Origin of the sequence: Mycobacterium sp. (genome assembly GCF_049802695.1) — a bacterium.
Classification (GTDB): domain Bacteria; phylum Actinomycetota; class Actinomycetes; order Mycobacteriales; family Mycobacteriaceae; genus Mycobacterium.
Map to the genome: position 1 here is coordinate 1 of NZ_JBARMY010000190.1, position 6996 is coordinate 6996.

The 6996-nt window shown below is 63.1% G+C and carries 6 protein-coding genes; 1 reads left to right on the forward strand and 5 read right to left on the reverse strand.

Features of this window, described 5'->3' with window-relative positions; genetic code table 11:
* The 4 genes from WA317_RS07590 to WA317_RS07605 all read right to left on the reverse strand — a co-directional run.
* A partial coding sequence (locus WA317_RS07590) for a cutinase family protein (protein ID WP_425172450.1) occupies positions 1–642 on the reverse strand: 642 nt, incomplete at its 3' end.
* A gap of 492 nt (positions 643–1134) precedes the next feature.
* Positions 1135–1971 (reverse strand): SDR family NAD(P)-dependent oxidoreductase, encoded by an 837-nt coding sequence (locus tag WA317_RS07595; protein WP_425172451.1) that lies wholly within the window; start codon positions 1969–1971, stop codon positions 1135–1137.
* A complete protein-coding gene (locus WA317_RS07600; RefSeq protein WP_425172452.1) occupies positions 1968–3455 on the reverse strand; it encodes a flavin-containing monooxygenase in 1488 nt (495 codons plus the stop codon). Before WA317_RS07600 ends, WA317_RS07595 begins: the two co-directional genes overlap by 4 nt.
* A 94-nt stretch (positions 3456–3549) precedes the next feature.
* Positions 3550–5001 carry an adenylate/guanylate cyclase domain-containing protein gene (locus WA317_RS07605; RefSeq protein WP_425172453.1) on the reverse strand — a complete coding sequence of 484 codons (1452 nt, stop codon included), beginning with the start codon at positions 4999–5001 and terminating at the stop codon, positions 3550–3552.
* A gap of 411 nt (positions 5002–5412) precedes the next feature.
* Here WA317_RS07605 and WA317_RS07610 point away from each other — a divergent pair, with 411 nt between their 5' ends.
* Positions 5413–6186: a TetR/AcrR family transcriptional regulator gene (locus tag WA317_RS07610; protein ID WP_425172455.1), complete on the forward strand. Its 774-nt coding sequence runs from the start codon at positions 5413–5415 to the stop codon at positions 6184–6186.
* 13 nt (positions 6187–6199) lie between these two features.
* Here the strand turns inward: WA317_RS07610 and WA317_RS07615 are convergent.
* The coding region (locus WA317_RS07615) for a dihydrodipicolinate reductase (protein WP_425172454.1) at positions 6200–6996 on the reverse strand (797 nt) is incomplete at its 5' end.

Here is a 6996-nt window from a genome sequence, read left to right on the forward strand (position 1 = left end):
GCCGGGGGCCGGCGGCGCACCGGGTGTTGGCCCGAGGCGACTGGCGGCGAAATCTGCCCCGGTCTGGATGAAGGTGGCGTCCGTTGCGTAGGTGTCGTGGGCGGCGAAGTTCAGCCCGTCAGAGCACACCGGGTCTTCCGGCACGCACACCTTGATGGTCTTGGCTTGATACACCGGGCCGATGACGACCGGCGGCTGGCCGAGAAAGTTCATCGCCCGAACGTTCGGCGTACCGAACAGCACAACGGCGGCCACGTGGCTGGCCACATCCGGGGACAGCGGTTTCGGTACGGTCGCCGGGTCGATACCGTCCGGCACTGCCGAAGAAGTGACGAAACCCATGACGGCCGCGCCTTGCGAGTAACCGCCCAGCACCATCTTGGTCTGCGGGCAGTTGTTCGCCATGGAAACTACATGGGTCGCGGCGTCTCTAATACCGTCGACGCCGGTGGACCACTCGTCGCTGGCCGGATAGTTCACCGGGTAGACCGCGAACGGTCCAACGCGCGCGTGCAGCGCGTCGATGAACGCGTCTCCGGTCGGACCCGGACCGGGAGCCTCACCGGTACCACGCGCGAATACCACCTCTGTGTCGGGGCAGGGCGCCGCAGCCGCAGACGCAGTGAAGGCGCCCGCTCCCATACTGGGAAGCAGACAAGCCAGCACCGGCAGCGCAGCGGCACTAATACCGCCGACCGTCAGTCGGTTCCTGAAGCATCGTGTGTCCACATCCACCCCTTTCCCTCTCGCGGTCATCCACGTTCCGGGCCTGGCCGATTCCGTGTCGGGAGGCCGAGCCCTGCTCGATTGCAGCCACAGTGTTGACCAAACTTGCCGGATCAACACATGTTGGCCGATTCTTCGTCGGATCGGCAACCGCAGGAGCCACCGGATCCCGGAAGACCGGCGCGCATCCGGCGCCGCGGCCAGCACGCTCCCGCCGCACCGCGGACCGGCGTATGCTCCCGCGCCACCCGTAAACCCTATGCTCAAAACCTGCCCTACCTGCTAAAGGCAACCCGGTGTGCATTTCATAACAAAGAGGAACCGGCCTGTCCAGACCCGACGGCGAAACTGCAAGCGCTGAGTTGCGATTTGCCCATGTTGTGGTTCCGGCCCGGCACGCACCGTACTTCAGCCGTTGAAGACGCGGCGCGACCACCAGGCACTGAGCCTGGGATAGGAACGCGGCAGGGCGCGCACCATGAGGTCGACGAGTCGGGCATCGTTGCCGACGATGATGCGCGGTCTGTTAGCGGCGACCCCGGCGACGATGATGTCCGCTGCCTTCGCAGCGGGCAGTCTGAGCAGCTTTTCGTTATAGACGCGGGCTCGCCTGATGTGTTCGTCGCCGGTCTCACCGGCCTCTTCGAGAGCAGCTGTCGCGATGTTCGTTTTGACGCCGCCGGGGTGAACGACGCTGACACGGACCGGATGATTGTTGAACAGCATCTCGGCTCTCAACGACTCGCTGAATCCGCGAACCGCGAATTTCGTCGAGCAGTAGCCCGTCATCGACGCTTGGCCCATGAGTCCGTTGAGGCTGGAGACGTTGATGACATGTCCGTCGCCGGACGCGATCAGATGAGGAAGAAACTCCTTGCTGCCGTTGATCACCCCCCACAGGTTCACCGCGATGATCCGCTCGTATGCGGAGTAGTCGGTTTCTTGGACCGTCGCGGATGCACCGGCGATCCCGGCATTGTTGTACAGCTGGTGGACGACCCCATAGTGCTCGACGACCATGGTCGCGTAAGCCCGAACCGCATTACGGTTGCTGACGTCGAGTAGCTGGACGTGCGTTGCAGCGCCGAGCGACTGCAGCTGATCCGCGGTGTCGGTCAGCCCGTCTTCATTGATATCGGAAATCGCCAGCCGGGCACCGCGGCGGCCCAACGCGATGGACAGGGCCCGCCCGATTCCAGAGCCGGCGCCGGTGATCACGGCCACTTTGTCGGTGAAGCTGCTCATGACGCGTCAACCTGAACGGTTTGGACCGCCGGGAGGGGTCTCTGGACGGTCACGGTGTAGGCCTGCATGTCAAAGCGTTTGGTTTGTCGACGGAAACGGAAGGTGAAGTCGGGCCACAGCGTGGTGTTGTTGCCGTGGGCATCGAGATACCAGCTCCCGCAGCCGCCGGTAGTCCAGACAGATCCGGCGAGTTTACGTTGCAACTCATCGTGGTAGGCATCTTGGGCCTCCTGTTTGACCTCCACGGTCCGCAGCCCGCGTTCTTTCATGACAGTGAGGCCGTCGACGAGGTAGTTGAGCTGGGACTCGATCATGTAGACCATCGAATTGTGGCCCAGTCCGGTATTCGGCCCTACCAGGACGAACATATTGGGAAAATTGACCATGGTGGTGCCCTTGTAGGCCCGCATGCCCTGCTCCTCGAAGGTCTTGGTGAGACTCCGTCCGTCGGCCCCGCATATCTTCTCGAACATCGGTGAATCGGTGACATGGAAGCCGGTCGCAATCACGATGGCGTCGACCTGACGACAAGTGCCGTCCTCGGCAAAGATGGCGTTTCCGCGGATCTCGGCGATGCCGTCGGTGACCAGTTCGACGTGGCTTCGGTCGAGTGTGGGATACCAGTCGTTGGCTATCAGCATGCGCTTGCAACCGATGCGGAAGTTGGGCGTTACCTTCTTGCGCAGGGCCGGATCGCTGATCTCCAGTCGAATCTTGCCCTTGGAGATCAACTCGAAGGGCAGCATGAATCGGGGCGCTTTGGCCAGCCCGACCACTTGGGTCTCCCGCGCGAGGTAGATACCGGCGCGGGCCAGTCGCATCACAGCAGGCAACTTGCGAAAAAGCCACCGCTCACCCGCCGTGAACGGACGATCCAGCCGCGGCAGTAGCCAGGGCGCGGTGCGTTGGTAGACATCCAGGTGTCCGACCTGGTCGGCAATCGCTGGAACAATCTGAATGCCGGAAGCGCCGGTGCCGATGACTGCGACACGTTTGCCTGCCAGGTCGGCGTCGTGATTCCACTGCGCCGAGTGGAAGAGTTCACCGGTGAAACTCTCGATGCCGGGGATCGGTGGCAGTCTCGGCTCGGCGAGCGCGCCGAACGCCCCTACCAAGACATCGGCGGTGAACATGCCGTGCTTGGTCGTCAGCTGCCACCTGGCCGGCTCGTCTTGCCAGCAAGCCTTCGCCACCTCGCAGCCGAACAGGTGGCGGTCTAAGACCCCGGCGTCGCGTGCGACTTGCCGGAGATAGTTCTCGATTTCAGGTTGGGCGGAAAACGAGCGGGTCCAATCCGGGTTTGTCGCAAACGAATAGGAGTACAGATGGGACGGCACATCACACGCGGCGCCCGGGTAGGTGTTATCGCGCCAGGTGCCGCCCACGTCGTTGCCGCGCTCGAAGACCAGGAAGTCTTTGTGGCCGGATTGGTCCAATCGGATGGCCGCGCCCAACCCGGAAAAACCACTTCCGATGACGGCCACGTGGACATGGCGACTGGGCCGCGTTCGGTCACCCGAGTGTAAATTGTTGTCAAGCACGAGATCTCCTTCGACTCCTGCGGTCAGTGTTCCGGCACTACTGACGCTCGTACGACTCTCGCGGATGCGCCAATTGAGTCGGCTCCTTGCGACCGCGCAGCACCTCGCCTTCGCCGACTTCCCAGCACCGCTTTTCGTCGGGAGAACTGGCCTGCACCGCTGACGCGGAGGCCAGCACATGCGGCGAATTCGACTTAGCCAGCTCGCTCAGCCGAGCTGCTTCATTGACCGGGTCACCGATCACCGTGTATTCGAATCGTTCGTAGGCTCCGACATTGCCCGCTACCACCGTGCCCGCGGCTACGCCGACGCCGGCAGGGCATTCCGGCACCTCGTCGGCGAGCCGCCGCGTGATCGCACGGGCGGCGGTCAGCGCATCGGTCTCCGGTGATTGAGCGCGCACTGGTGCGCCGAAGATCGCCAGCGTTGCGTCACCCTCAAACTTGTTGACCAGGCCCTTGCGCGAATTGACCTCGTCGATCACCACGGCGAAGAACCGATTGAGCAGCTCGACAACCTCGGACGGGGCGCGGTCCGACACCAGCTCGGTAGAGCCGATGATGTCGACGAAGAGGACTGCGACGTTGCGTTCTTCACCGCCCAGTTCGATTTCTTGGTCTTCGGCCGCAGCGGCGACTTCACGTCCGACGTGACGGCCGAACAGGTCGCGGACACGTTCCCGCTGCCGCAATCCCTCCACCATGGCGTTGAAACCGCGCTGCAATTCGCCCAATTCGGTGCCGTCGAACACTTGCAGCTGGCAGCTGAGGTCACCGTCCTCGACCTTGCGCAACGCAGCCCGCACCGTCCGGACTGGCGTCGCGGTGAGCCAGGCGGCCACCAGGATCAGGAAAAATCCGAACACGAACGCCGCGATAGCCAACAGCAGCACCGCAAGTCCGAATTGCGCAATCGTCATGTTGCGCAGCGTCAGCGTGAATGCCGCAGCCAGAGCGATGCCGATCACCGGAACCCCAGATCCCAATAGCCACGACGCCACCGCGCGGCCCATCACGCCAGGGGCCAGCCGTCGTGGTGGCCGGCCGGCTTCGAGCGCTTGGGCGGCGACCGGGCGCAACGCGAATTCGGCGACGAAGTAACAGCTGGCCGAGACGACGATGCCGCTGAAACTGATGCCGAAGACAGACTTTGGGATGTAATCGGCGTTGATGCGGCCGTAGAGGGTCGCGAAGAGGGCGGTGCCGATCGCCCAGAGCACGACGGGAATGAGGGTCAGCCGCCAAGGCGCCAGAAAGGTGTTGCGTTGATCGTCGGCGGTCGGCGGCTGATCTTCGGTGGCCCAACGGAGATCGTGGATGATGCGCTTGGTCGCCCAACCCCAGCCGATCAGCAGAGCGGCGCCGATATACAGTGGCGCGACCACTACCGAGATGACTCGTGCGCGGGGAGCGAAGACGTCAGGCTCGGGGATGACCACGGCGATCAGCAACAGTGCCACGCCGATGGCGATCATATTGGCGCACAACATGAACACCGTCAACAGCAATTGAAGGCGTACCCGCCGACGCTGGGGACTTTCCGACGGGCTACCCAAAATCCAGGAGCCGTAGGATGTTTCGGATATGTGACCGCTTTGCCGGGTGACTATCGTAAGGACGCGGCCCAGTCGTTGCGCCAGCGTCCTACGGCTCACGACGATCACGCCTTCGATTCGATTGTCCGGTGATCGCGCCCTTGCGTTGACCAAGCGTCATACGCCGCCTGGCGGGGTAGGGCCAACAGATGCCCGCCGGCGCTTCGGCGGCGATCGACAACGTCAACCGGAGAACCTCCCTGCGTCGGGTAATGTCGAGTCTCAGGTTTAGCACCTTTCGACACATATTTCAAAAGAAGGTGTATAGCTGTGTCACGAAGGCGGAAGTCGCGCGGGTCGGACGCCGTGCCGGCCGACGTCATCCAATCCGCGCTGGGATCGGCTGAACGTCTGGGTCGAGATGTGGCCGACGTGCCCGTCACAGTCATCGCGCATGCGCTGGGGGTTTCGCGAAGCACTCTGCTGCGCCAGCTTGGCGGTTCCCGCAGAGCTCTCGACGACGCGGTACGCGATTCTGGTGTCGACCCGGGCGGCCGCCCTCCGGTCCGGTTGCGTGCGGTAGCGGCCGCGGCGGCGCTGATCAGCTCCAGAGGTGTCGGTGCGGCAACCTTCGAAGCCGTCGCCGCAAAGGCGGACTGTTCCGTGCACAGCCTGTATGCCGTATTCGGTGGCCGGGACGCGTTGCTGGAGGCGGTTTATGACCGCTACATCCCTACCGTTGATCTCGCAGCCGCCACCGCTGGTTCGCCTGAATTGAACGAGACGGTGCGGACGATTTATCGGTCGCTCGCCGAGGTCTTGAACCGAGAACCACGAGTGCTGATGGCTGTGCTCGCTGCAGCGTTGGCGCGTCCGACGGAACCGGCCGGACAGGTCTTGGCCGACTATGGCGCGCTACGCAGCCTCGCCGATGCGCTGAGCTGGTTGGAGAATGAAGTGGCTGACGGGCGCATCCGCGACATTCCCCGGCCGTTGTTGCTTCAGCAATTGTTGAGCCCGATCGTGGTGCATTGCATGATGCGTCGAGAGCTCGCTGCTGTTCCGCAGGCGACGGTGCCCGGCGTCGACGAAAGCTGCGATATTTTTGCCGACGCCTTTGTGCGGGCCGTTGCGCTGTAGTGAACTGCGCAGGTCAGTCCAGCTTGAACCGTCCGGCGAATCCGCGCAGCGGCAGGTCCGCACTCGTCAGCAGGCCGGGCGGGGCGGCGACGACGGACGCGATGGCGTTGAGCGTGGGCATACCGGTCACGGTCATGCCGATGGAGGCGAAGTCTTCGGGATTGGAGAGGTCGACGCCGGGTTTGGGAAAGATCATGTGTTTGTTGTAGATGTTCGGATCACCCTTGATCTGAGTGATGTAGCAGCTCTTGATATCCCAGCTCGGGTCGGTGTACGGGGTCATTTGCCACTCGAGGTGCGTTTCCACTCGTGGCACGCCGTCGACGATGCCCTGATATTTGATGTAGTTGCCGCCCAGCGAGCCCTTGGGCAGCGTGTACCAACCCAGGTCGACATCCTTTGTACACGCGCCTAGTTCGCAGCTGAACCGCACCTCGTCGAGTTGCAGATCGAAGCAGTCGGCCATCATCAGCACGCTGTCGGCGAAGACGCGGGTGTATTTCTCGAGTTTGGCCGGGACCTCGGGATCGTCAACCGGTGTTCCGTAGCCGACCTCGATCCAGGTGTCTTTCGAGTGGTGACACGATACGTCGACGGATTCGATGGTGATGATGTTCTCGATCTCGGCGACGTCGGCGGAACACACCACGCCGAGGATTTGGTTGAGCCCGGGGTTCATGCCGGTACCGTAAAACGTCGAACCGCCTCTCTCGCAAGCTTCCTGAAGGAGTTGGGTGACCGGCTTGCCGGAGTGGTGGGGATGGTTGCGGTCCCGGTGCCAGCCAGTGATCCAGTCGGCGGTCGTGACAA